Here is a 24,967-nt window from a genome sequence, read left to right as displayed (position 1 = left end):
GTTGTACTTATAAAGTCGATAGAATTCAGTTACCTTCTACTTGAATATTTTAAGTACCTCTTTATTCTTAATCATTAAAATTTTATCCTATTCATCATCAGTACTTTTGTCAAACCGTTCGTTCGGTAAACCACTGAGATATCTAAGGAATCCATGAATAATTGCTATAGGCAAGAGAAGGAGGCCTAGAATTAGCATTTTTAATTCGTAAAATAATGAACTGTCTTTGTATGGTTTTCCTTTGAATCTGGATTGAAGTGCACTCAGGGGAATTCCGTACATATTTCCTGCAAGCATCATTTGAGCGGCCGAAAGTATAATTTGGGCTTTTTCTTTTCCGTATTCTTCTACAATAGAATCGTAAGCGTATTTCTTTGGATAGCCTTTTGCTTCGGCAAAATATTGGGCAAACATGATTGCTTTTGCTTCTTCAATCTTAATGAAACCATCTCCGCCACTTAAAAAGCTGTTGATCTCTTCGTTACCCATGCCTTGGCGCAAAGCCATTTTAGCATGACCATAGGAGCATATGGCGCATCCACTTACTTCGGTTACGGCCAACTGTAAACGTTTGATAAAGTTTTTGTCTACTAATTTAGTTTTGTTGTTTTTATTTAGCGTTAGCATTGCCCTAGGAGCATAAACAGCAGCAAGGTACATTTCCCGTAAACTGAATTTACGTTTAAATTCAGTTCTTGAACTAATGGATTGCGGTAATGTTAGCTCACTTTTCATTTTCTTATTTCTATTGTTCATTTGCTTCTCGCTTTCTTTGCATGAACGCTACGCTTTCGAATATAATACTCTTTAGCATGAAGCATAGTTGTTGTCGTGTAGCAATAAATTTTTAATGCTATTTATTTTTTAGCGGTTAGTAAGAAAACCGGATACTGGCCTGTTGGTTTATCCATTACGCTAGCAGTTTGAATCTGCAAGTCTCTAAAACCAGCATTTTTTGCAAAACTTAAAAATTCGTTTCTATCAAATCCAGTATGAAATACCCCAGTATCCTCTGTATGGAAAGAACCATCCTCTTTGTCAAGGTCGGCAATGGCAATGGTTCCATTTTCATTAAGTAGTGAATAAAATTTATTGAATATCTCTTGCACATTCTCTATATGGTGAATAGTCATAGACGAAATGATAGCGTCAAATTTTGTGTCAAGAGTTTCCTTTGTTAAATCCAGCTCCATTATTTGAAGCTTGCAGTCTATTTCGCTGATTTTTGATTTTAAAACTGCAGTCATAGAGGCAGATATATCGATTGCTGTAATTTCACCTACGTATGGAGCAATTTGAGACAAAAGCAATCCAGTACCAGAGCCAAAATCCATAATGTGCATCTCTTTTGAAAAGGATAGGCTATCTATGATCGTTTGAGCAATATTATCTACATTTTGAGTTACGGATTTTTCTCCGTCAAACCCTTCTGCTTTATTAGCAAAGTAATCTTTTTGTTTCGATTCCATCTTTATTTTATATTTGTTGGTGTCGTCTTAGGCTATGAAAGTGGCAGATTTAAAATCGCACTTTTCAGATGTTTAAAATTAATGAATTTTAGTGTTGTAGACTTTATACTTGCAATTATTTAGCTAATTTTTATTATTGACAATACGCTTTATTCGGTTGAATCTATTTTTAAAACGGCAATAAACTCTTATTTTTCTTTCTGTATATTATTTATGTCTTTTGTATTTCCAAATAAAGGTATCTAAATAAATAAAATAGCGGTTTCGATATAGAACCGAAACCGCTATTGATTATAGTATTAGCTATAAGTATTCTATTTTAATTTTATATCGAAACGATCAGCATCCATAACTTTTGCCCAAGCTTTTACAAAGTCGTGTACAAATTTTTCTTTGTTGTCGTCTTGTGCATAAACTTCAGAGTAAGAACGTAAAATAGAATTGGATCCAAATACTAAATCCATACTGGTAGCGGTCCATTTTACTAATCCTGTTTTGCGATCGCAAATTTCATAAAGTCCTTTTTCTGTTGGTTTCCAAGTGTTGCGCATATCAGTTAGGTTGATAAAGAAATCATTAGTCAAAGCACCTATTGTATTGGTAAAAACGCCATGTTTTGTATTGCCATAATTCGTACCTAACATTCTCATACCACCAACAAGTACGGTCATTTCTGGAGCTGTTAATCCCATTAATTGTGTGCGATCCAGCATTAATTCTTCTGAACTTACAATGTAATCTTTTTTACTATAGTTACGGTAGCCATCAGCTAAAGGCTCTAATGGATCAAAAGAATCAGCATCAGTCATTTCATCAGTAGCGTCTCCACGACCTGGTGAAAAAGGAACAGATACGGCAACACCTGCGGCTTTTGCAGCTTGCTCAATACCTAGATTACCCGCTAAAACAATTGTATCTGCTATACTAATACCAAACTCAGCTGCAATAGGTTCAAGAACAGATAAAACATAGGCTAAACGTTGTGGTTCATTTCCTTCCCAATCTTTTTGAGGAGCTAAACGAATACGGGCACCATTAGCACCACCACGCATATCAGATCCACGGAAAGTACGCGCGCTATCCCAAGCGGTATTTACCATTTCAGGAATAGATAATCCTGATGCAGCAATTTTGGCTTTTACTGCGGCTACGTCATACCCTGTCGTTCCTGCTGGAATAGGATCTTGCCATATTAAATCTTCTTGTGGTACGTCTGTACCAAAGTATCTTACTTTTGGTCCCATATCTCTATGCGTTAACTTAAACCAAGCGCGAGCAAAAGTTTCTGAGAAATAAGCTTGGTCGTTCATGAACTTCAATGAGATCTCTTTATAAATAGGATCTACTTTCATAGCCATATCAGCGTCAGTCATTATCGGGTTTTGTCGAATACTTGGATCTTCAACATCTACCGGTCTGTCTTCTTCGTTAATAGTTACGGGTTCCCATTGAAATGCGCCTGCAGGACTTTTAACAGACTGCCATTCATGTTTGAATAACATCTCAAAATAACCATTGTCCCATTTAGTAGGGTTTGTAGTCCATGCTCCCTCAATTCCACTCGTTACCGTATAGCGACCTTTACCTGATTTATTGGGGTTGTGCCATCCTAATCCTTGTTCTTCTACACCAGCAGCTTCAGGATTTGGTCCTAAAATACTGGCATCACCATTACCGTGACATTTACCTACTGTATGTCCACCTGCAGTTAAAGCAACTGTTTCTTCATCATTCATCGCCATACGTTCAAACGTTTCACGTATTTGAGCAGCAGTTTTTAGAGGATCTGGTTTTCCGTTAACTCCTTCTGGATTCACATAAATTAGTCCCATTTGTACAGAAGCTAAAGGGTTTTCCATTGTCTTTGGATCCTCTACATTAGTATAACGCTCATCACTAGGCGCTAACCATTCTTTTTCAGCTCCCCAATACGTATCTATTTCTGGGTGCCAAATATCTTCACGTCCAAATGCAAAACCAAAGGTTGTTAATCCCATATCAGCATAAGCAATTGTACCAGCCAAAACAATTAAATCGGCCCAACTCACTTTATTACCGTATTTTTTCTTAATAGGCCATAGCAATCTTCTTGCTTTGTCTAAACTAACATTGTCTGGCCAAGAGTTTAAAGGTGCAAAACGTTGATTTCCTGCGCCACCACCTCCGCGACCATCAGAAATACGGTACGATCCAGTAGAATGCCAAGAAAGACGTATCATCAAACCTCCATAGTGTCCCCAATCTGCAGGCCACCATTCTTGACTATCCGTCATTAAAGCATGCATATCTTTTTTTAAGGCTTCAATATCTAATTTCTTAAGTTCTTCGTGATAATTAAATTCTTGTCCTAAAGGATTTGTTTTAGTATCATGTTGACTCAATATATCAAGATTAAGTGCATTAGGCCACCAATCCATAACATTTGATTTGGTAGAGGTATTTCCGCCATGCATTACTGGGCATTTACCTGCTGATGCATCATGGTTTGTTTCAACAATAGTAGCGCCTTCATTTAATGGAAGCTGTTCATGATTTACAGGGCATTTACCTTGACCGTTGGATGGGTCTGGATTATTATTATTATTATTATTATTATTATTATTATTTTCCATGTTTAAAAGTTTTATAGATTTATATTTTCGTTGTTGTCTTCTTGCGTTACCAAAGTTAGCCTAAATCGCATTACTAAATTACAATCTTTAATTTTCATATCTGATTTAATTATAAGTAAAATCTATATAATTTATTTATTCAATAATATTTATAGATGTGAAATAGGTTTCATTTTAAGAAATCGATTAGTATTACTTACAGTATTCCATAGCGCAATTTCAGGGAGAATAAGCGGATCATTTGTTGATCATCATTTGATAAAACAGCAATTGCTTCAAGAATTAAAAAAGAGATGTAATAAAAACAAATCATTTAATAAAACAGCAGTATTGAAATCAGCTTTATTTTTTGACTGACTGTCAATTTCAGTCCGTGAAAAATCTGCGTTTTATTACTCTCAAAAGTAGCGAAAATAGTTGAACAAACGTTAAGAAAGTTGGGTTTTTAACAGGAAGATATATCCGCTTAATTTAATACAACATATTGTTTTTTAGTAGTTTACAATGTTTTTTTTATTAGAAAGACGAGTTCTGTCCGCCGATGCCGCTACAGAAAATAGTTAACTTCAAGGCTATTGACTTTACATCAATATCATTCTTACAATCTATATCTATGCGTATTACAATAGGGTTAAAAGCTCATTTATACCGGTTTATGTTTTTTGATCAGTATGGTCCATCTGCTTGGTATCGTGGCATTAGCCAAAACTCTCCCGATAGCTCCTATGTTTGTAAAGTCATAACTTTCAGAAAAGGAATCGTTAAATTTGTAATCTTAGAGTAAGAAGAATGAGAGTACACCGATGGCTAAATAACTCAAGAAGTATATTGTCCGATAGATAGCACCTCATTCTTTTTTATCTTTTAGAGTCTGAACAGAATGTAAGGAATTAAGCAAGACTTAATATCCAGAATATCCAACCAGGAGAAAAGGCGAAGGGAGATTCTTTACTTTATAAACAACCTTAAAGTTTAAGAATGAAAGTATTAAAACAAGTATTGGGAATTGATGTAGCTCAGAAAGAATTGGTAGTTACTCTAGGTAGAATGGTCGAAGATTTATCAATTGAATTGTATGCCTTTAAAGTTTTTAGAAATAATGAGAAAGGCTTTTTAGGACTTTTAGAATGGGTAAAAAAGTTAACAAATGACAAAATAAAGGTTCGATTTGTCATGGAAGCTACAGGTGTTTACCATCAAAAATTCGCTTATTTTTTAGATGAAAAAGAGTGTGAAGTTTGCGTTGTTTTACCCAATAAAATCAGCAACTATATGCGGACTTTAGATAATAAAACCGTTACAGACAAAACCTGCTCTGAAGCCATTGCACAATTTGGGTTAGAAAGAAAATTAGATTTATGGCATCGTCCAAAGAATATCTATAGGAATCTGCAACAGCTTACTCGTGAACGTGATCAGATAGTGTTTGAAAGAACAATGGTGAAAAATCACCTTCATGCAGAACAATCAGAAGCTGAGCCTAATGAGAGTAGTATATTGCGGATTAGCACTCGAATTAAGTTCTTAAGTGGACAAGAGAAAGAGATAAAAAAAGAGATTGAAAACTGGGTAAATAAGGACGTAGTTTTAAAAAGCGAGATCGAGAATATCTGTACAATACCTGGTATAGGTGAGCTAACCGCTGTTATTATTTTGGCGGAAACTAATGGTTTTGAACTCATACGAAGCAAGAGACAATTGACAAGTTATGCAGGACTTGATGTTAAAGAAAAACAATCCGGAACATCGGTAAAAGGAAAACCTCGAATATCAAAAAGCGGAAATAGATACTTGCGCAAAGCAATGCAATGCATTTACCAGCACTAGCTGCAGTAAAATGGGATGATAATTTCAGAGATTTATACACAAGGATAGTCTCTAGGCAAGGAATCAAAATGAAAGCTTTGATAGCGGTTCAGAGAAAGCTTTTGGAAATGGTTTATACTATATTCAAGAATAAGCGTCCTTATGACAAAGAATATGAAACCAAGAGAATGGAGCAAAAAAATAGCGTGCCTGCACAGATGGCATAAACACGCTATACAGGCTGGCTCTTGACCGCCTTAGAACGGCAAAATTAAGAAAGAAAAGCAACTTTAAGTGTAATAAACCCAAAATAAAAAATATTGGGTTATAAGAATAAATAAAACAATAATTTTAAAGATTGCTCGGAGTCTTTTTTTTGAAAAAACAAAAATAAATTAATATTTTAATTGTAAATCAACACAGAATCTCCAATGCATCCAATTTAGGTTGGCTTTGTGCCATAATAGTTGCTGCTAATTATTGTACTAATGTATAAATAAAATAGTAAGAATCATCAGATGGACTTTTTATTTGTTGTAGGCTTTTGGTACTTACAACGGTGCATATTTCAGTCGTTTTACTGCTGCTATGTGCTAGTAATTCCTCAATGTAATATATATCAGTGTCGCTCTCTAATAAATAGGTAGTAAAACTATACTGTAAAGTATGAATGGTGGCTTTTTTAGTTAAACCTGACTTTTTTAGGGCATCACGTATCACTGTCTTCACACTGCCGAGTGCCATATGGTTCTCCCGCAAATAGCCCTCATCGGCTGATAGCCTAATTTTGAATTAAAAAGAGGCTCTTTGTAGGATTTATTGTTATATTTATGGCATAGAAAAATGGGTTATGAAACATTTCGAAGAAACTAGAGGATTACTGAATGATTCGGCTTTATTTTATTTGGTAACTACTGCTATGGATGGTAATTACTCTTATGTAAACGAAAATTACGCTAACGCATTTTTACATGTGAACAGCAATTTTGTAGGACAACCCTATCATATCACAATGCATCCCGACGATATGAATACTTGCGTCGAAGTTGCTGCTAAATGTTTTGAGAACCCGACCAAATTATTTCCGGCGACAATTAGGAAACACGATGGAAATGGGGGTTATGTATATACTCAGTGGGAATATAAAGCCATGTTTGATGACCAAAAAAAACCTGTCGGGATATACTGCATAGGATATAATATAACAAAATATATTGCTGAAGAATTACATTTAAAAAAGGCAAAAGAAGAGATTGAAAAAAACAGTAATATCTTGGCAACAATCATTTTTCAACAATCACATCTTATTAGGGCGCCGCTAAGTAATATAATCGGACTTACCGGTCTTTTAGACAAAACGCTATTAGATAGTAATAACAGTAATATTTGTGACATGATATTGGCAAGCTGCAACCAACTTGATGACGTTATTAGAAGTATTATAAAGATTGGCAGATCCTAATTGAATCTTCTTAATAATTCTGGCTCTTAGGTAGAATTACCATTAAACTGTATGGATTGATAACTGAGTTATTATGAAACATCCTGTATTGGGTTGAGTGTAATGATTGATTCAATGTTCTTTTTTTCAACTCATTTATTATTAAACGCAGTAACTCATAATTCTTAAAAGGGTCTTTAGACAGTTTGACGGTCTGGCAATTTGCTAGGTTGGGGAATTTAAAGCAGTGTATTTGCGATTGACTAAAACACGATAATTTTTTTAATTTCACTAAAACGCAAATACACCAAGTATGAATTTCTAATCCTTTATTTTTTTGATCAGATACATCATTTACTCAATTAATAAATTTTGGTAATCATTATGGGTAAATACATCTAATGATAATGCTACAACTGTAGCGCTCTTAACGTACAAACACTCTGCATTGTGGAATTTATAATTGCTACTCATTACTTTTAAAAAAAAAGAGTACTAAGTAAATATAGAAAATTAGTGCTAGCTATAGCTGAACAAAAGGATTCGTAAGGCGGCGAAGGTAGGAACACGGTCTTGGCGGCTTAGTTGTTTTTTAGGCTTCTAAAAAGACAATACATTTGCCCATTTAAAAACAAACAGTAGTAGAATTGTAATACTTCCACTGATTAATAATGCACCTTGCCAATAAAAAGTCCTCGTCCCCCATAGTTCCCAACTCTTTTTACCATATTCTTTTTTGAAATGAGCACTAGTACCCCTCCAAAAAACAAAAGTGATTATTAAAAAAAGGGATAGTGCTATTATCCATATTTTTTCCATCTGTTGAATTTTTAGTTTAAATTTCTTTAATTGTTGCCAACGTTTGGTATATGGTTTTTTACGTGTTTTAAGTACCTAATTTAGTAAATACAGACCGAATAGGCCAGATAGCTCCCGGGACCGCATTGCTGTCAACCATTTCGCTTGGCTTGTAGAGTAAGTAAGCTAGAACTTGCAATAAATTATCTTGGGGGGGGGGGCTTATCTCCTCTTTTTTAGTTCTGTTTTTATCAGCGATATCATTACTTATAGTTCCTCATCAAGACTACTCTCTACCTTCTGGTAAAGGTGAAATCATAATGTGCGCTTTATGTGTTCCGGAATTCATAATCCAAGGATGATTTGAAGCCATTGGGACCTCTGGCAAACCAGTAGATTTTGATGTGGCCCAAGGTAAATATACCACATAGCGAAGTTGCGCACCTTCAACTTTTGAGGCTGCAGGGTCATACACTGTCTTTGCCCCGTAGTAGATTTGTAGCGTCAACCCAGGTGTTATTTTAAGTTGACCTGATTTCATCTCTGCTTCACGGATAGCAAAGACTTCTTGTTCTGTCTTTCCTTCTGCCCTTAAAGCTCTTCCTCTCGCCATAAAGGGTTCGAGGTCTTTATGATAACATGCGGCACTAAATCCATCCTGATTGGGATTATCTGCAAGAATAATAAATTCATTATCTCCTTCTTTGAGCGTAACAAATTCACCTGCCATATTATATCCAATAACTTTACATTTGGATCTGCTTTCTTTGGGAGCAGCCATTAATGCTGTTGCAATTAAAGCTTCATCAGTATCAATATTCTTTAATTGTTTATTGATATCATTTGATGTACTTTTTGTTTCAGATTCCATTGCAGAGGATTCCTGTTTTTCCTTTTTTGTTTTGTCTGATGAATTACAAGAAATCAAAATTCCTGCAAAAACAAATGCTGTAATAAGATGTTTCATGATTTATTAATTTTTAAGTGTTTTCATAATGAAGTACAACGTTAGGTATATTTTTTGTTACGCATTGAAGCAACTAATTTAGTAAATAAATCACAGATAGTAAATTCCAGCATCCCCTCGCTTCAGGATTCGCAAGTAGGTGAGGACTAGCAATAAATTATATACTGTGTTAGCTTTAGTTTCGTAGGTATTTAATTGTCATACTTTATGGTTTTTATTGCTTTTTTAAATAAATTGATAAAAGGCTATTTAGATTTCCTAAATAGCCTTTTACTTCTTTTTTATTTACTCCATTTTCCATTGAGGATAGGAAGTTATTCGTTGTTTCGGTCATCTCCTGGTCTTGGGGATTTGAATACGTCCATTCCTTCTTTTCTATGCTCCAGCACTTGTTCTTTGATAAATTGACGGTACTCACTGTTGCTCTGACCATCTTGTTTGGAGAATTCAGCTACTGTTTTGGTTAATCCTCTTGACTTGGTATTCAAATATGTTGTACTCATATATAAGTGTTTTAATTATTAATCCGCAGTTTACAATTTAAATGCGGGGACTTTATTAATACTGTCTTAAAATCAAGATATTAACTTTAACACTTTCATACCTTGTTAAGCTTTTTCTTAAATAAACACTACTTCAAAAGGTTTAAAGATGGTAACATAGATACATGTAACATTAATATTGTTGTTATAAATACCTCTCCTAGGCAAATTCTTTTTTTATTAAGGTTTTGGCTGAGTTTATGGTTGTATTTGTGTGTTATGGTTATGGGAATCACAAAGTTTATAAAAGACAGCGTTTTTCGGGTGTTAAAATTCTAATTGTAGAGGTATCTGTAATCCCATTATTAAAACGAGTTGAGCGTTCTCATCTTCGGTTGGCAACATTTTTAGTACCAATGGCACTACTAAAATGGTAGTCACTATTTAGGTCTAAAGTTAGTGGCGTATTTATCAGTATTCGACTCGACTGAAATTTTTAATTTTAAGGGTTTGCTGTAACGTTTAATTACTTTGTCGTTTTGATATATAACTGTTTAGAATTTATGCAGGATTGGTGAATATTACTGCAACTTCAGTTTGTCTAATAACCTATGCTTTTACATTTTGTATTTGGAATCCTATCTATGAAAAATCTCAAATATAAAAATCTCAGAGACTTGTTTTAAGTTTTTAGACAGTTTGACGTCTTGCTGCTTTGAGATGGTATGTGGTTCGTAACCTTTCATTTTTTAGCTTTGCAGAAAATAGGATGCGAATAGGTAATTCCACAAAATCACACATGATATCAACGCAGCTGTTGTACGCCGTTTTTATCTTCCGTGATATTCCATATTTGGCAATGGTTCATTATTCTTTAAATACCTATCAAACCAATTTATTACTTGTTCATTTACTTCTTTTTCGTGTTCCGAAACTCCATGATCACCACCTTCAAACATTATTAGTCTATAAGGAATTCTGTTTTTTTCAAATTCTAAAGAAAGGTTTAAACTTTGTGTTGGTTTAACTCTCCAATCAGAATTTCCATGCATCATTAAAATCGGAATATTTTTTGGGAATTTGTCTGCCCATTTGATAGCAGACCTTTTCTCTAATTCTATTTCTTTGTTTTCTGCATAATTGGGAATTAATTCTGATAGAACATCAGTTTCCATTTCGGGTCTGTCTTTAATTGAGCTAAAAATATCTGAAACTGCTCCTCCAACGACAGCTACTTTTATCTCTTTCATTTTTGTTAAAGCAATATATGTCATCATTCCTCCACGACTCCAGCCATACATTCCAATTTTTTCAGTATCAGCTTCTTTTATTTCTTTTAATACTTTTGGAAGTATAGTAATATCATTTACATCTTTGCCTCCAAATTCTTCTTTTCCTTCACTTCCTGCATTTCCTCTATATTGACTTGCGATTACAACATAACCTTCTTTTGCAATTTGACCAAGAGTAATTGCTCCGTTGGCAATTACTAAAGCTCCAAAATCACTATTACCGCCACGATTATAAATTATACAAGGATATTTCCCATCTTTTTTAGGTTTTACTAAAAGACCATTTATTTTCAAGCCATCACTTAAATATGTTATGCTGAAAATTTCAATACTATCTAAATATTTAAAATTTTCTTTCCATTTAATTTGACCGTCTACATTTTCTGTTAGATGTTGATATATTGGTGTATTAGATAAATTAGAAATTAATTTTTGTTTGAGAAGAATCTTAGTTTCTTGAGCCTTACAGTTAGTGAAGACTAATAAAATGATTAATGTTTTAATGTATTTCATAGTTTTATTGCTAAACGGCGTTTGTATGCTGTTTTTTATATTTACTCTAATGCTTTAATAAATTGTTTCATTTCTTTCATTGTGCCAATTGTAATTCTCGACCATTTCCCCTTTTCTTCATAAATTTTAGTTCCTTGAATATTATTCTTTTTTAATTGCTCAAAAAAGTCTTTGTTGTAATTCTCTAATGAAAAATAGACAAAGTTTGCGTGCGACGGAATACAACGTATTTTTAAATTCTCTAATTGATCAACCGTATATTTTCTTACTTCATTGTTAAATGTAATCGTATCTGTTACAAATTTATCATCCTTTAATGATGCTAAAGCTCCTGAAGCCGAGACAACACTTACACTACCATTTGCGGTAAATTGCAATTGACTTATTTCCTTAATGGTATCAGGATGTGCTATTGCATATCCAATACGTGAACCTGCTAAGGCATATATTTTAGAAAAGGTTTTGGCAATAATTAAGTTTTTATTCTCCGTTACAAGATTTGCAAGTGAGGGTTGGTCGGTAAAATCTAGGTAAGCCTCATCTACTAAAACTTTCGTTCTTTTTGTGGCTTCATTTATGAAATTTAGAAGTTCTTCACTTGCACAAATAGTCCCAGTTGGATTATTAGGATTACATATATAAATCATTTTCGTATCAGTGTCAATTGCATTTAACATTGCAGATAAATCATGTTTTTTATCTGCTGTTAATGGGATTGCAATTTTTTTAAGACCTGCATTTTCCGCTGTTATTGTCCAATAATCAAACGTAGTTTCTGCAATAATTAAATTTCCTGATTTTTTTGAGCAAAACAAAGCAACTAAATTTAAAATTTCAGAAGAGCCGGCACCTAATAATATGTTTTGATAAGTTAAATGATGTTTTTGGGCAATTTTTTTTATTAGTTCGTCTAACAAATCCCAATCATAGCGATTGCTGACACTCACACTATCTCTCATTGCTTTACTAGCCAAAACTGATGGGCCATAAGGATTTTCGTTTGACCTTAACTGAATTAGACTTATATTTTTTTCGTTAATGCTATTTTCGTTTATTGGAATTGCAAAACTCTCAAACGGAATAATACCTAAACCTACAATACCTAAACTTGTTTGCTTTAACCAATTTCGTCTATTACTCATAGTGTATTTTTTTAAATATTGTAAATTTAAAGTTTCTATTTAATACTGATTTGCGTTTGTAGCTGGGCAAAGCAGCATACAGGTTTCGCCACTTTACGATGGCTGAAAATTCGTAATCACTCATTTTTCAGCTTATCGAAAACTTGATGCGAAACGGTAATTGCACTAAACTTCAGCTAGCTCAAAATTGCTGTTGCCATTTCGTTGATTTTTCAGAGTTAAAATTATTTAATCAAATTCCAATTTTAGATTTGCTTTTGATTGCGTTTTGTCCGTTTTTGAATCAGCAAGTATTTTCAATTCCGTTTGAGTGAGTAATTCCGCAACAGCTTAATTTCCGTATTCAATTCGGTTTTGGTTTTTCAATTCAGATTTCAGTTGTTAAACAAGCTTTAAATTCTGTAAAATTTAATGACTAATGTTATATAAAAACTCTCCGATAACTTCTCCACCATTGTAGATTTTTCCGATTATGAATAAAACTAATAACACACCTAAACATAAATTAATAATTGATTTTTCCTTTTTTGACAGGGATTGGTACTTCAAAATCATTTTATCAATAAAAAATTCGCTTTCTTGAGTTTTCATATTATTACTTTATTAGATTATGGTTTTTTTATTAGTGTACTAATTATAGTTAAATGTTACAAAATGTAAATGTTTACGTTTCAGTTAAAAAGCGTTCCGCAATGAATGGCAACGTCTCCCAGGCTTCGCGAGGTTTGGGGTTAAAGTATACAACATCAATCGCTCGATCAATATACTGGGCGTGGCTGATTTAATTGCCAAACTCAAAAAACGGAACTCACCCTACAAAGCAAAAGCTTGTTTTGTTTGTATAACGAACTATTTTAGACTTTCTAAAGACAGTATTAAAAATGAGCGATAATTTGCTGCCTAAAAAATAGCTAGCAGTAGAACGACTATATTGCCGTTTATGAGTATGTATTATTTGTGAAATTGTGAGAAAAGGAGGTTTTTTCAAAGCCTGACATTATGCCACTTTGAGATGGCCGAAAGTTCGTAACCGCTCAATTTTCGGCTTAACGAAAACTTGAGGCGAAACGGTAATTGCACTAAACTCCAGCTAGCTCAATGGCTGTTAGCAGAATTTTTTTTATTCACAATCACGATTATATGCATTTACAATTTTTTCCTTATCAGATGTTTTATAATTTTCTGTTTCATTCCAATCTTTTAAAAGACTTGGGCAATCACTTATTAATTCTGCAATTCTATTTCTTGGATTTAATACATTTAAATAAACAATTTTATCATTTTTAACCATCACGGGTAAAATTCCATTATAGCCATTACTTGTATAAACTTTATAAAATGATATTTTTCCTATAATATTTGCTTCATAGAAGTTATTTAAATCATTTTTTAAAATAGTAAAGGTTCTATATCCATTAGAGGTATATGATGAAAAAGATTTAATTAGCTTTGGACTCAAACGCATTTTTGCTCCGTTTGCAATTACATTTACCCTTTTATTGGAGAAATTAATAATTTCACATTTGATAGTATCATTTTTATTATTTATATAAAATTGATCATATTTTTTTTGAGCAGACATTAAATTTCCTAAAAATAATAAGGAAAAAAGTAAAATTTGTTTCATTGTTTTTATTTGTAATGTTGTGTTAAAATTTCTGCTAACTTTAAAGCGTTCGCAAGGTTCGTTTGTCGGTTTTGCTTTTTCACCTTCTGCTAGAAAATGTAACTTTTAGTTTTCTATTTTGCAAGACTTCACTTTTCTAAATCACAGTTTTAGTCATAAACCTATGAAAAAAGCCAGCGTAAATTCCACCGGAATTTCTCTGTTGCCATTACCCCTAACGTTCCATTGCTACAAGTGATTAGGGGTTAAATTAAGATTTGTCTTTCGGTTGTCACAAAACTCTAAAATACAAAATCATTTTCCCGTTAAGCCAAATGCCCAAATCTATTGTAGCAAGTGATGTACGTAGCCAGTTAATTACTAGAGATATATTTTTGCGGATTTTTCAGCCTTTTTTGTTCGAAATAATAAGCGCCTTTTCGCAATGTAGACTTATTCTCTTTTACTAAAAAAATATGTTCTTGCTTATGGGTTTCATTTTCCTCATACATTAAAACAATTAAATTTTTATTTGCATTTATTACGTCATATTTATGCATTCCCCAACTAAGTATACTATCAGAGCTAACTTGCCATTTTTTTGGCCCAATTACTAAATCGCCATCAATATTAAAAGTTTCCAAAGTACCACTTTCATCTCTTGATAAGTTATCTGAAGTTTTATTGTTGTTAAACTTCCAAAATGTATAACTAGGTTGGTTTTGACTGTAAACAACCCAACAATCGTGAGAACTATTGAAGAATTTTTTTTCAAGACTGTTTGATTTACTACATCCAGGTAAACTAACAACTAATAAAATTAAGAGGAACGATTTTCTTTTCATAGTTTCTGGTGTCTGGTTTCGTACAAAGTTATGCCACTTTGAAATGGTGGGGCGTTCGTAAGCACTCAATTTTCGGCTTAACGAAAACGTGATGCGAAACGGTAATTCCACTAAATTCGAGCTAGCTCAAATGGCGGTTAGCAATAGTATTTTATTGTTTTTTTCAATTTGTAGAGAATTCACTGCTTTCAATTCCGCTATTTTGTCTAATTATTTTCAGAAGTTTTTCCAAATCACTAATTTCGATATTATTTATTTCAAATATTTTGTTGCGTCCTGATTTCTGAATTATTATTAAATTATTTTTGTCTAATTCTAATTTTTGGACATCAGTAAATTTAATCGATTCCGCAATTATTCTGTTTATTTTTAGATTCATCCCGATTTTATTCCATTCGACATAATTTTTATACCAAAACATTTTACTGTAGTATATAGCTTGGGAAAGAAAACCAATTGAAGCTAAAATTTTATTAGTTTTTTTATATTCAAAGTCAATAATTTCAAAACTACCGATAATGATAAAAACCAATGAAATTAACATTAAAATTGATGTCCAGTTTTTAAATGGTAATTGATTGAAGTGTATTTTTTTTCATTTTTTTTAGTTAATATTATTGCTAACTCTTATATAGGTCTTATAAAATCAGACCTATTGCCCCAATTTAGGGCGGATAGGTCTTACTAGAGTCAGACTTTAGTCAATATCAAATATATGCTATTTATCTTATAAATCGTCAAAAAGCTTTATATTGCCGAGCACTTCGTTCCGCGTGAAGGACGGCAGTGGAAATCCTTTTACCAAGCGAAGCGGAATAAAAGATTGCAACGGACAGCTTGACCTGCAGCGGCAAAGAGGAATGATGAAGCAGGCTGCAGGGGAGTGCTCTAAAGTGCTGCGCAAAGTCTCCTGACTTTGCGTAATTTTTGTAATTTGATTTAAGTGGAAACGATATAAAGTCTCCTGACTTTTAGAGGTTTTATATTGGAATGGTTTTGTAAAGTAAAAGCAGCAATACATAGTTTTAAAGTCTGAAGACTTAATTGTGATTGTATCTTAGAAGTTGATTTTTAAAAGAGCTCAAAGTCAAGAGACTTAGCGCAGCTAGGTGTATTACTACAATTAGTTATTTGGTCAAAATGTGACTTATTAACCATAGAGCAATGTACTTATTAGTACCTTGAAAAAAAACTTTATTTGTTCTATCATCACATTCAATAGAGACTCTTTTTTTAGCGCTTTGTTAATTGTAACTAAAGTATTAATTAAAGTTCATTGTCTTTATTTAGATAATTTTATACATTCGTTTTTAAGTAAAGAATTTTTATTTTAAGTGATGTATGATTAATTTATGAGGTATTTATTTGGCGTTACTATTATCTGGGCTTTTTCGTTCAGCTTAATTGGTGTATATCTTTCTGGGTATGTTGATGCATGGTTTTTAGTATTGATGCGTATAGGTATCGCTACAATGATATTTTTGCCTTTTTTAAGGCTGAAGGGAATTAAAGCAGAAACAATTTTCAGACTTACCGCAATTGGTTCGGTTCAATTAGGTTTGATGTATTGTTTTTACTTTCAGTCGTTTAGATTTCTTACTGTGCCTGAAGTGTTACTTTTTAGTGTATTAACACCAATTTACATTACTTTATTAAATGACATTTTAAGTAAGCGATTTCATAAAAGACATCTACTTACTGCTTTAATAGCTGTTTTAGGAGCTGCTTATATTCAATACTCAAGCATTAGTGAAAACGTATTTTTAGGTTTTTTAATCACGCAAGGTGCTAACCTTTGCTTTGCTGTTGGTCAAGTTGCTTACAAGTATTTATTAAAATCTACACCTGAATTAGAAAGTACACCTAAGCATACTATTTTTGGATTGTTCTTTATTGGTGCGTTTTTAGTAGCACTAATTGCTTTTTCCATTCTTGGCTCAACAGAAAAGATGCCAACTACATCAGTTCAGTGGGCAATAATAATATACCTGGGAGCTGTGGCTTCAGGTGCAGGTTATTTTTTTTGGAACAAAGGTGTTACTAAGGTAAATACAGGCTCGTTAGCGATTATGAATAATGCGTTAATTCCAGTAGGATTAATTGTCAACCTTGTTATATGGAATAAAGAGGCAGATATTAAGAAGATTTTAATTGGTGGTAGTCTTATTTTCGCTTCTCTTGCGCTTAATGAATACGTAAATAAAAGAAATACATATAAGAATAGCTAAGTTCTTGTTAATTAGGAATAGGAAGGCTGCTTAAGATTGGCTTTTCTATTCTTAGTTTAAATTACAGTCTTGACGAAATTCTAGACACCTATCTAAATATTAGTTGCTACTTTTTTTATACTTATACAGTAAGTCTAAAGGAATGTGGCAATAAGAGTAGTCTTTTGGGTGTAAGGTTAATCTATCTTGATGTTCTGCGTCACTTGGGATAAAATTTGTTAAAGGAAGCACTTCAATAGCTATCTCTTTTATTGTTTTATTTTTATGATTTAGTGTCTGTTCTACTTTCCTAATGCAATTTTTTGCCTTTAGCAAGTGATTTTGATTATCGCAGTAGACACCTGTGCGATATTTTTCTCCTATATCGTTTCCTTGTTGGTTGATACTATATGGGTCAATGATTTCTAAAAAGTAATGAATTAAATCTTCAATTGAAACAACCTTAGAGTCAAAGGTTGTTTTGACACATTCGGCATAACCATCATAGGCTGTTTTAGTAGATTTCGTAAAGCCATTAGCTCTGCCGGCTTGGGTCTCAAGTACGCCAGGTAGGTGTTTTAAGAACTCTTGTACACCCCAAAGGCAGCCTCCTGCAATATATATCGTTTCCATTGATACTATTTGTTCAATTAATTGTTCTTTTTTTGTCATTTTTAATTCTGAGTAACGTTTTTTTTAATGTTATGAAAATCAGTTTTTTGTTTATTGATTTTCAAATTATTCAAATTTTTCCGCAAAAGCGTTTCCTTAAAGTAATTATTTTTTTTGGAGAAGAGAGGAATTGCGGCTAACGTCAGTCTGTGAAAAAACCGCCGTTATTTTTTCTCCGCCAAATATAAATTCGCAATTTCTTCTATAAAATTTTCAGGACGAGAACCCACTAAATTTGTCAAAATCACTACTGAAATATTATTTTTTGGATAAATGTATAAAGCATTTCTATTACCACCGAGCGAAGCAATTATAGGATTTTTTTCTCTTGAAGAGGAATAAAAACCAATCGAACTCTGATTCAGAAAACCGTTTTCTTGATATATTTCTCCATTATCTAATCGGATTGGAGTCCAAAGCGTATTTAGATTTTCGGCATTAATTAATTGATTACTTTGTAATGCGATTACCCATTGTGCCATTTCAGTTGCCGTTGAATAGATTCCACCGGCTGGATACAAATTTGAAGGTATCGGTTGATACACATTGGTTAGAATATTATTTCTAAAATAAGAATAGGGCTTTGCGGAGTGCTTAATTATCTTGTAAAAATCGCCTATCCCAGCTTTGATGGAATTCTTCATTCCCGCTTTTTTATACTGGTTTTCAGTAATGAATTTTTCAAATGACTGTCCACTTATTTTTTCAATAAGCATTCCAAGCAGTAGGTAATTCGCTTGACTGTCTCTAAATTCTTTACCAGGTTTAAAAATAAGAGGCAATTCTTTTATTTTTTGTAATAAAGTTTCACTATTTTCAGATAACAAATTTCCTTGTGAGTCCCAAATTTCAGGAAGCCCCGATTTATGGGTCACTATTTGTTTTACAGTAATATTTTGCCAAGTTTTAGGGAGCTTATCCAAATATTTTGAAATAGGTTCGTCAAGATTTAATTTACCATTTTCTACTAATTGCATAATAGCTACTCCTGTAAATGATTTAGTAATAGAATTGATGCTAAAAATAGTTTGGCTATCAACTGCAATCGAATCTTCAACTGATGCTAGTCCGTAATAACTTGTTTTAACAATCACATTATCTTTAATTACTGCTAATTGCAAACCAACAATTCTATTTTTTTGCATTATGTTTTTTATTACATCATCAACTTTGTCGACTTGTGAATAAGTAAAATTACTTAATGCAAAAAAGGTAAGTAAAAACGTTATTTTTTTCATGTTTTTTTATTAGTTAAGTTCTTGACTATGCGGTACAATTACTGCCAACGTCAGTCTGTGAAAAAACCGCCGTTATGTTCTTTCAAATATAATGTATATTTAGAATATTAAAGCAAGAAAAGTTGTATATTTAATGATGCAACACATCACAGGAACTCCTCGCAACCAGCTATTTTTTACTAGTTTAGAAGTCACTATTTTACCGGAAAACACCTTTGTACCGCTAGACCAGCAGGAAGAGAAATCGATCGGAGCGAGTACGCGCAAGGTGTCGAAGAAAATAACAAACGCTATCAGGAAAACCCACAGTTATACCGAACACGACAAGAGATAAACGAACATATATTCGGTACTATAAAAAGACAATGGGGTTATAATCACACTAATTTAACGGGACTCGAAAAAGTAAATGGGGAACACAGTTTAATTATGCTGGTATACAACATAAAACGCTCGGTCAATATACTGGGCGTGGCTGATTTAATTGCCAAACTCAAAAAATGGAACTACCCCTACAAAGCAAAAGCTTGTTTTGTCTGTATAACGAACTATTTTAGGGTTTATAAAGCCATTATTAAAAATGAGCTACAATTTGCTGCCTAAAAAACAGCTTGCAGTAGAACGACTATATTGCCGTTTATGAGTATGTATTATTTGTGAAATTAAGGGAAAAGGAGGTTTTTTCACAGCCTGACGTTATGCCACTTTGAGATGGCTGGAAGTTCGTAACCGGTTATTTTCTGTTAAAGATAAAATTTCTTGCGAAACGTAAACGTGAATTTACTACTAAACTCGCAATCACACAAAACCAGTGTTGTGGTTTCGATTTTTTGCACAAACAATGATTTTAAGCGCTTCGTAATTCCGCAAAGTTCGTTTTTTCAGCATTTCTCTTTTCCGACAAAGTTTGGCTTTTCAACGTTTCAAGATTCGGCAAAGTTTGGTTTTTCAGCATTTCGAATTTTCGACAAAGTTTGGCTTTTCAGCATTTCCAACTTCCGCAAAGTTTGGTTTTTTCAGCGTTTTGAAATTCCGCAAAGTTTGGCTTTTCCGCGTTTCCAACTTCCGCAAAGTTTGGTTTTTTCAGCGTTTTGAAATTACGCAAAGTTTGGCTTTTCAGCGTTTCCAACTTCCGCAAAGTTTGGTTTCAGCGTTATTAATTACCGACAAATTTTTGGTTTCAACATTTCGATTATTAAGCAAATTTGGTTTTCAATTGGAGCAGATTCCGTTTTCTCGATTTATACCAAATTGAACCACAACGTGTCGCTGCTTTGAGATGGTGGGGAATTCGTAACCTTTCAACTTTCTGCTTTGCAGAAAAGTTGATGCGAGACGGAAATTCCACTAAAACCCCACTATATCAAAACAGCTGTTGGGCTTTCGTACTTTATGTTATATTTTCATTTCTAATCCTTTTTAATACTTCTTCAACTGAAAAATTTGGAGGTAAAGGCTTAAAGTTTTTATTTGATGCATTAAATCTTTTGCGTTGAAATTCTCTTAGTTGAGGGATATTTAATTTAGAAACCAATATAGCATCATTCATCCCACCTTTTAATCTTAATAAATCTTTTCTAGCAGTTTCTGTTGGCTGAGTTAATCTAGTATCGCCAAACTGACTTGTATTGACTTGAGCAACATAACAATGTAAATCTCTTGAGCTAGCCTCGATTATGTTTGAGAAGTACGGAGTATCTTTATTCCATTCAAGTGCAATTAATAAATCAATTTTGCTACGTAATAAACTCCTATGTTCTAAATCGGCTAATTCAAAGCAATAAAATACTGAGAAATAAAAGTTCTTCCAATTGAAAATATCGTATCTACTTATGCTAGGTTTAGGAACGGTTAAATGATTCTGAGTAATTAGAAATTCCTCTACGGGAGCATAGTGATTTTTAAGCCTAAATACAACTGTTGCATCCTTAATACCATTAACCTCAATGGGAATTATAGTTGCAACAAAATTAAATGCAGTTTTATTGGAAATTATGTGCTCTAATCCAGTTATGATTAATGTTTGGTTTCTTTGTGAATATCTAACTAAGCTTGAAAGCAAATTAACGGGAATAAAAAATTCAGGAAACAATATCATATCAGAATTCTCTTTTCTTGCTTGATTTAAAATTGATGCAAGACGTTGATATCTTTCTATTGATAAATTAGGTTCATTTCTAACTCCACCGACAATATTACTTTCAATTACTTCCGTATTTGCAAAAGATATGCTAGGCTCTTTTATTTTATCCTTTGAATCAAATCGGAATTCCTTTATTTGATTTTTATTATCTAAATTTTTATCTCTATTTACAATGTTAAAAAAATTAGATTTTAATTTCTTATCTTCTAAAACGTAATGAGGCAAATGATTAGAATTACCTTTCAAATATATTTCAAAAGCATAATCCAAATAATATTCTTCTTTTAACTTTATGGTTTGCTCTAAATCATCTTTTTCATTAGTTATTTTGGGACCTAATATATCTGTGTAATGATATTCGTCTTGTTTGTTGGTTTTTGAGTTATTAAATTTAGATAATTCAGTAAAAGTTGATGCAAAGCAACATTCCCAATATTTTATTGGTCTAGGAGAGTTTTTTATTAATTCATCATCTAATTCAAATGATTCAACGTCAAATTTAAGATTTAGTAAATTACTATAACCTTTTTTGGAATTTTTTGTATAATTTAACAATGGAGTAGAGACATATTGATGTCTTATCATATTTGTCTCTCTAAATCTATTTCGCCATACTGAACTCGATTTCGTTACCTCCTTATTAGACATAAAATAGACCAACAAAGAATTAGATAATTCATTAGTTTTAAATTCAAAATGGCGTTCTATATCTCTATTTTGGCTAAGAAACATAGGGTTTAGTGATATTGTCAATTCGTGTGCGCAATCTAAATATTCTGCCATTGATTCTTGAACATTCAAATATTGTACTTTTGTGTTTTCTATAAAGTCAATATCCTTTTTACCAATATTATCTATTTGTTCAGCACAATGGATATAAAAATCAATATAGGATTGTGGTTCTTTGTTAACCAAGAAATAAGTAAAAATACGCTCCCATAATCGATAAAACTCGAGGCAAGTAGAACCTTTAAAAAATTTTAGTACTTGATTTTTTTCTTTTTCAGAAATATTTCGTTCGTGATTTAAAGAACTAAATATTTGATTTGAAAGAAATAAAGTTAAACCATATCTATTCTCTTTATAATCTTGTAGCGTTTTAATTTTGCCTTCCGTTCCATTATATTCTAAATGATAAGCACTAGATTCAAATTCACTTAAAGAATTATTATGATTTGGTAAATCTCTAAACTCACTTGTCCTTTCTTCTAATTCTTTTTTTAGCTTATTTATTACCATATCTGATTCCTCTGAATCAAAGTAATAAAGTAGTGTTTTTTCACTTTGGCAAAACAAAGATTTTTTGCCATTTAGTTTAAACATCCTTCCATTTGAATTACTAAAGTCATCTGAAAAAGGAGAATCAACAAGATTAATTAATGGGCTAAGATTGGATATAACATATTTTTCAATTTCATTTAAATCTTTTTCTTCAAATGAAATTTTGTAATGTATATTTTCTTGTTCATTGTATTTCTTTTTAATTCCCGCTTTATATTCTTTAAACGAAAATTTAAAATCTTCATTTTCTTCTTCTTTATGTGAATTTGGATTTGGGTCTGCAAGAACAAGCAATATATCATCTACGTATCTTCCATAATATGCAGGCTTGTATTTTTCAATAATTCTTTTATCAAAATCTTTCAAATAATCATTTGCAAGTACAAAGGAAGATAAAAGACCAATAGGTAATATAAACTCAAGAAGCTCATTGTTTTCATTACGTTTTAATTCTTTTGAGAAATCATATGGTTGTTTATATTCCGTGGATAGTTTTTCTGTGTAAATATGATGAATTTTTAAGAACAGTCTATTTAAATTTGTATGACCATTAGTATAATGAGTTTTACTTTCTTTGTAAATCAGATCATTAGAAACTCTAACTGAATGAAAATAATCTTTAATATCTAAATTTAGAAAAAGAACATCTCTTTCGTTTTTTATTAATTCTTGTGCAACATTCACAGAATCATCCCTCCATTTTTGGTATTGTTTAAAATAAGGTTTGAACAAACCAGAACCGTGAACAATATTTTTCTTGTCTTTGCTTAATAGTAATCTATTGCCTATACAATTATTACTAAGTTTAGAATCTATATGAACTCCATATTTGATAGTCCAAAGAATAGATATTAGATGTATTTCGATTGGTGCATCTATAAATGCTGTAAGTCTTTTTATTGGATACTCTTTTTCTACTCTCTTATTGGTGATGAAATTGTCTGTTTTTTCAATTTGATCATACTTCTTTGGATAAAAATTTGCATCAATTTTGTTCAAAAAAAAATCAAAAAATTCACTTGAATTATTATAACTATTTAATTCATTTGTGAAAATTTGTAATTTACTTTCGACTGACTGAGGGATTCCAAAATCATTTTTAAATATATCAAATTCATCATCTGTTCGGTAAGGTTTTTCGCTTGCTCGAAAAATTGAATTGAAATCTTTAGTTAAATTAGTTTCAAATTCGACTAATTTTCTTCTTAATATAATATCAGTATTGTCGTAGTATATATAAGTTTTTAATCTTTTGTAAGCATCTTTAATTTCTCCTAATTCAAAACTCATATTTTTCTTTTTTTAAGGTAGTATTTCTGTATGAAGCCCAACGCCCCGCTGCTTTGAGATGGCTGGAAGTTCGTAACCGCTCAGTTTTCGGCTTAATGAAAACTTGAAGCGAAACGGTAATTCCACTAAATTCCAGCTATATCAAAACAGCTGTTACCAGATGCCTTTTATGGGTTTCTTTTTAGGTTGATAATTTTCTCTTTTTTTTGGTAGTTTTTCCAAATAATAAGAATTTATGTTTTACGTTTTCAATTTTTTCATTCTCTCTCTAAATGTATTTGAAAGCCTACATTTAAAAATATGCCTCGATTGTCAAAGTTTTGAGTAGTTTTTTGAGTTGAATAATTTAATGCAACTTCAATACCAACACTACTATTCACGAAAAACACAGTCCCAGCTTTAATTAAAAATGTATCTGCCTTATAATCACTATGATTCATTCTCATAATTTCATACCGTACTTCTGAAAAAATATTTATTTCCTTTTCTTTCTGTAAAAAGTAGTATCTAATAAATGGGGCTATATTATTTGAACTAATGGTGCGGGTACCATCTTTCTTTGGAAAATGATAAGTGAATTGCCCAGCCGTTCCGATAGCAAGTTTGTCAATGAAAAAGTATCCAATATTTGGTGCAATTCCTAAAGAAGTTGAAGATTCACTGCTACTTCCACCGGCTATTGTTTTATAACTTCCAAATCCTGCAGTACCACCCATCATCCAATTTCCTTTGTCTATTTGAGCATTTGAAGCAAACGTAACTAATAAAGTTGCAATGAATAAAATTTTATTGATTTTCATTTTTATATAATTTGAGTTATAAATTTGATTGCCTACTATCTTTTTTGGGTATCTGTTCGGCTAATTTCCCCCGCTACAATTTTTTTTTATCGAATGTTAGAATACTAACTGTTCCTTACATTTCTTTGATAAATCAAAGTTTTTCAGGTCTTTTTTCAGGCAACGTTTTTCAAAGGTGTCTGGTAACGTTATGCCACTTTGAGATGGCTGGAAAATCGTAACCGCTCAATTTTCGGTTTAACGAAAACTTGATGCGAAACGATAATTCCACTAAATTCCAGCTAGCTCAAAGCATCAATGTAAAAGCATAACTTTGAGAGTACTAAAAACGAAGATTATGCAATTACAAGACGCCTTTTCTAT

Annotated in this window: 21 protein-coding genes and 1 pseudogene; 5 read left to right on the top strand and 17 right to left on the bottom strand. The window is 32.3% G+C overall.

What is annotated here, in order from left to right:
- Nucleotides 1-87: 87 nt before the first annotated feature.
- The 3 genes from QO200_RS17390 to katG form a co-directional block, all read right to left on the bottom strand.
- Nucleotides 88-735, bottom strand: a complete 648-nt coding sequence (locus tag QO200_RS17390; RefSeq protein WP_371542726.1) for a carboxymuconolactone decarboxylase family protein — start codon at nucleotides 733-735, stop codon at nucleotides 88-90.
- A 122-nt stretch (nucleotides 736-857) separates the two neighbouring features.
- Complete coding sequence (locus QO200_RS17385) at nucleotides 858-1,469, bottom strand: class I SAM-dependent methyltransferase (protein WP_371542724.1); 612 nt, start codon at nucleotides 1,467-1,469, stop codon at nucleotides 858-860.
- Nucleotides 1,470-1,783: 314 nt separating this feature from the next.
- A complete protein-coding gene (gene katG / locus QO200_RS17380; RefSeq protein WP_371542721.1) occupies nucleotides 1,784-4,081 on the bottom strand; it encodes a catalase/peroxidase HPI in 2,298 nt (765 codons plus the stop codon).
- Nucleotides 4,082-5,059: 978 nt separating this feature from the next.
- Between katG and QO200_RS17375 the strand changes: the two genes are divergently transcribed.
- Together QO200_RS17375 and QO200_RS17370 are read left to right on the top strand one after the other, a co-directional pair.
- Complete coding sequence (locus QO200_RS17375) at nucleotides 5,060-5,908, top strand: IS110 family transposase (RefSeq protein ID WP_371542718.1); 849 nt, start codon at nucleotides 5,060-5,062, stop codon at nucleotides 5,906-5,908.
- Nucleotides 5,890-6,114, top strand: a complete 225-nt coding sequence (locus QO200_RS17370; RefSeq protein WP_371542717.1) for a hypothetical protein — start codon at nucleotides 5,890-5,892, stop codon at nucleotides 6,112-6,114. The genes QO200_RS17375 and QO200_RS17370 overlap by 19 nt, the downstream gene beginning before the upstream one ends.
- A gap of 250 nt (nucleotides 6,115-6,364) precedes the next feature.
- Here QO200_RS17370 and QO200_RS17365 read toward each other — a convergent pair whose 3' ends face one another.
- Nucleotides 6,365-6,631, bottom strand: coding sequence for a tyrosine-type recombinase/integrase (locus QO200_RS17365; protein WP_371542714.1), 267 nt, complete (start codon nucleotides 6,629-6,631; stop codon nucleotides 6,365-6,367).
- Between the two features lie 106 nt (nucleotides 6,632-6,737).
- Here QO200_RS17365 and QO200_RS17360 point away from each other — a divergent pair, with 106 nt between their 5' ends.
- Nucleotides 6,738-7,349 carry a PAS domain-containing protein gene (locus QO200_RS17360; protein WP_371542712.1) on the top strand — a complete coding sequence of 204 codons (612 nt, stop codon included), beginning with the start codon at nucleotides 6,738-6,740 and terminating at the stop codon, nucleotides 7,347-7,349.
- A gap of 579 nt (nucleotides 7,350-7,928) precedes the next feature.
- Here QO200_RS17360 and QO200_RS17355 read toward each other — a convergent pair.
- From QO200_RS17355 to QO200_RS17315, 9 genes are all read right to left on the bottom strand, one after another.
- A complete protein-coding gene (locus QO200_RS17355; RefSeq protein ID WP_371542709.1) occupies nucleotides 7,929-8,147 on the bottom strand; it encodes a hypothetical protein in 219 nt (72 codons plus the stop codon).
- A gap of 265 nt (nucleotides 8,148-8,412) precedes the next feature.
- Nucleotides 8,413-9,093, bottom strand: a complete 681-nt coding sequence (locus QO200_RS17350; protein ID WP_371542706.1) for a hypothetical protein — start codon at nucleotides 9,091-9,093, stop codon at nucleotides 8,413-8,415.
- A 314-nt stretch (nucleotides 9,094-9,407) separates the two neighbouring features.
- Complete coding sequence (locus QO200_RS17345) at nucleotides 9,408-9,596, bottom strand: hypothetical protein (protein ID WP_371542703.1); 189 nt, start codon at nucleotides 9,594-9,596, stop codon at nucleotides 9,408-9,410.
- Between the two features lie 809 nt (nucleotides 9,597-10,405).
- Complete coding sequence (locus tag QO200_RS17340; protein WP_371542701.1) at nucleotides 10,406-11,380, bottom strand: alpha/beta hydrolase family protein; 975 nt, start codon at nucleotides 11,378-11,380, stop codon at nucleotides 10,406-10,408.
- Between the two features lie 41 nt (nucleotides 11,381-11,421).
- Nucleotides 11,422-12,522 carry a histidinol-phosphate transaminase gene (locus QO200_RS17335; protein WP_371542698.1) on the bottom strand — a complete coding sequence of 367 codons (1,101 nt, stop codon included), beginning with the start codon at nucleotides 12,520-12,522 and terminating at the stop codon, nucleotides 11,422-11,424.
- A gap of 408 nt (nucleotides 12,523-12,930) precedes the next feature.
- Nucleotides 12,931-13,113, bottom strand: a complete 183-nt coding sequence (locus tag QO200_RS17330; RefSeq protein ID WP_371542696.1) for a hypothetical protein — start codon at nucleotides 13,111-13,113, stop codon at nucleotides 12,931-12,933.
- A 529-nt stretch (nucleotides 13,114-13,642) separates the two neighbouring features.
- Nucleotides 13,643-14,149 carry a hypothetical protein gene (locus tag QO200_RS17325; protein ID WP_371542694.1) on the bottom strand — a complete coding sequence of 169 codons (507 nt, stop codon included), beginning with the start codon at nucleotides 14,147-14,149 and terminating at the stop codon, nucleotides 13,643-13,645.
- A gap of 353 nt (nucleotides 14,150-14,502) precedes the next feature.
- Nucleotides 14,503-14,973, bottom strand: a complete 471-nt coding sequence (locus QO200_RS17320; protein WP_371542691.1) for a hypothetical protein — start codon at nucleotides 14,971-14,973, stop codon at nucleotides 14,503-14,505.
- A 163-nt stretch (nucleotides 14,974-15,136) separates the two neighbouring features.
- Nucleotides 15,137-15,517, bottom strand: coding sequence for a hypothetical protein (locus QO200_RS17315; protein WP_371542689.1), 381 nt, complete (start codon nucleotides 15,515-15,517; stop codon nucleotides 15,137-15,139).
- An 808-nt stretch (nucleotides 15,518-16,325) separates the two neighbouring features.
- On the opposite strand from QO200_RS17315, the gene QO200_RS17310 reads away from it, so the two are divergent.
- Nucleotides 16,326-17,201 carry an EamA family transporter gene (locus QO200_RS17310; protein ID WP_371542687.1) on the top strand — a complete coding sequence of 292 codons (876 nt, stop codon included), beginning with the start codon at nucleotides 16,326-16,328 and terminating at the stop codon, nucleotides 17,199-17,201.
- Between the two features lie 99 nt (nucleotides 17,202-17,300).
- Here the strand turns inward: QO200_RS17310 and QO200_RS17305 are convergent, their stop codons facing one another.
- Both QO200_RS17305 and QO200_RS17300 read right to left on the bottom strand, forming a co-directional pair.
- Nucleotides 17,301-17,852, bottom strand: a complete 552-nt coding sequence (locus tag QO200_RS17305) for a peptide-methionine (S)-S-oxide reductase (RefSeq protein WP_371542684.1) — start codon at nucleotides 17,850-17,852, stop codon at nucleotides 17,301-17,303.
- 164 nt (nucleotides 17,853-18,016) lie between these two features.
- Nucleotides 18,017-19,090, bottom strand: coding sequence for a serine hydrolase domain-containing protein (locus QO200_RS17300; protein ID WP_371542681.1), 1,074 nt, complete (start codon nucleotides 19,088-19,090; stop codon nucleotides 18,017-18,019).
- Nucleotides 19,091-19,312: 222 nt separating this feature from the next.
- Here QO200_RS17300 and QO200_RS17295 point away from each other — a divergent pair.
- Nucleotides 19,313-19,693: pseudogene (locus QO200_RS17295) on the top strand (transposase); the annotation flags it as partial.
- 787 nt (nucleotides 19,694-20,480) lie between these two features.
- Here QO200_RS17295 and QO200_RS17290 read toward each other — a convergent pair.
- Both QO200_RS17290 and QO200_RS17285 read right to left on the bottom strand, forming a co-directional pair.
- Nucleotides 20,481-23,804, bottom strand: coding sequence for a reverse transcriptase domain-containing protein (locus tag QO200_RS17290; protein WP_371542678.1), 3,324 nt, complete (start codon nucleotides 23,802-23,804; stop codon nucleotides 20,481-20,483).
- 257 nt (nucleotides 23,805-24,061) lie between these two features.
- Nucleotides 24,062-24,604: a hypothetical protein gene (locus tag QO200_RS17285; protein ID WP_371542676.1), complete on the bottom strand. Its 543-nt coding sequence runs from the start codon at nucleotides 24,602-24,604 to the stop codon at nucleotides 24,062-24,064.
- Between the last annotated feature and the right edge of the window lie 363 nt (nucleotides 24,605-24,967).

The sequence above is a fragment of the Flavobacterium sp. Arc3 genome (assembly GCF_041431375.1).
In the GTDB taxonomy this organism is placed as follows: Bacteria; Bacteroidota; Bacteroidia; order Flavobacteriales; family Flavobacteriaceae; genus Flavobacterium.
Note: the sequence above shows the minus strand (reverse complement) of the source record. Positions and strands in the feature narration are given on the sequence as shown.